Source organism: Rhizobacter sp. P1_G5, from assembly GCF_056405435.1.
Genome location: NZ_JBFUCB010000991.1, coordinates 1 through 1,328, shown reverse-complemented (window position 1 = coordinate 1,328; position 1,328 = coordinate 1). Strand labels below are relative to the sequence as shown.

The 1,328-nt window shown below is 69.6% G+C and carries 2 protein-coding genes; one reads left to right on the top strand and one right to left on the bottom strand.

What is annotated here, in order from left to right:
- Positions 1-3: 3 nt before the first annotated feature.
- Positions 4-906: a GAF domain-containing protein gene (locus tag AC1D12_RS33445; protein ID WP_477845392.1), complete on the bottom strand. Its 903-nt coding sequence runs from the start codon at positions 904-906 to the stop codon at positions 4-6.
- A gap of 95 nt (positions 907-1,001) precedes the next feature.
- Between AC1D12_RS33445 and AC1D12_RS33440 the strand changes: the two genes are divergently transcribed.
- On the top strand, positions 1,002-1,328 hold a 327-nt coding region (locus AC1D12_RS33440), incomplete at its 3' end, for an MFS transporter (RefSeq protein WP_477845391.1).

The window sequence follows — 1,328 nt, the reverse complement described above, 5'->3', positions numbered from 1 at the left end:
CAGCTAGGCGGTGCGCTGCTGCACGCGGCGCTCCAGGCTCTCGTAGACCGCGACGTTCTCGAACGCGAGCGAGGTGCAGTCGGCCAGCGCCTGGATCAGCTCCACCTCGTCGGGCGTCGCGTCGTGCGTGTTCGCCCAGTAGTTGCCGATCGCGCCGATCGGCGATTCGGCGCGGATCGGCACCATCACCAGGCTCTTCACGAAGGTCGGCCGGTAGGCGTCGTGCGGGATGCGCGGATCGAGGTAGATGTCGGGGATCGCGACCGCCTGCCCGTTCAGCATGGCCCAGCCGCTGATGCACGAGGTGAGCGGGAAGYGGCTGCCCTTCCAGAGCGGGCCGATCGCGTCCTCGTCGACGTAGTGGCAGAACTCGCCGTCGCGCATCACGACGGTGGCGCCGTCGGCCTGGTTCAGCTGGCGTGCGCCGCGCCGCACGATGCGCACGATGGTGTCGACGCTGCGCGCGAGCGACAGCTCCTTCACCAGGTCGACCAGCAGCGCCCGCCCGCGCGTGAGCCGGGCCAGCCGCTCGGCCTCGCGCGCGTCGTGCAGCCGGCGCAGCGCGCTCGGCAGGCGGAACAGCTGGTCTTTCGGGACGTAGTCGGTGGCGCCGGCCTCCAGGCAGTGCTCGGCCCAGCGCGGATCGGTGTTGCCGCTGACGAAGATGAACGGCATGCCGGGCCGGCGCTGCCGCGCGACCTCGAGCGCCTGCAGGCCCTCGATGCCGGGCACGCGGTTGTCGGAGAGGATCGCGTCGAAGCGGGTGTTCTCCATCGCCTCGAAGAACTGCTCGCTGGAACTGACCGTCACCCAGTTCGACCGGATGTCGAGCCGCGCGACCTCGCGCTGGACCAGGTCCGCGTCGAGCGTGTCGTCTTCCAGGTGAAGGATCTGCAGGGCTTGCATGTCGTGCACCTCCTTGAGAGACGGATGGTAGCGAACCGCGGCACACTGTGCGGTTCCGGTTGAGACCAATGCCGCATAAATATGAGAGGGAATCGATGATTCGCCGGCCCGTGCGAGGGAGGGTGTCCGGGCTGTCGGAACGGTTGGCGGCCTGGCGCCGCAGCTGGCGGGCACGCCTGGCGCTGCCGGTGGGCGACCTGCTGCACGACGCCACCTACCGCCGGCTCTGGACCTCGATCCTGATCAGCTCGTTCGGCGGCCAGGTCACGATGCTCGCGCTGCCGCTGACCGCCGCGCTGCTGCTGCACGCCTCGCCCACGCAGATGGGGCTGCTGACGATGATGGAGACGCTGCCCTTCGTGCTGTTCTCGCTGCCGGCCGGGGTCTGGCTCGACCGGGTGCGCAAGCTGCCGGTCTACATC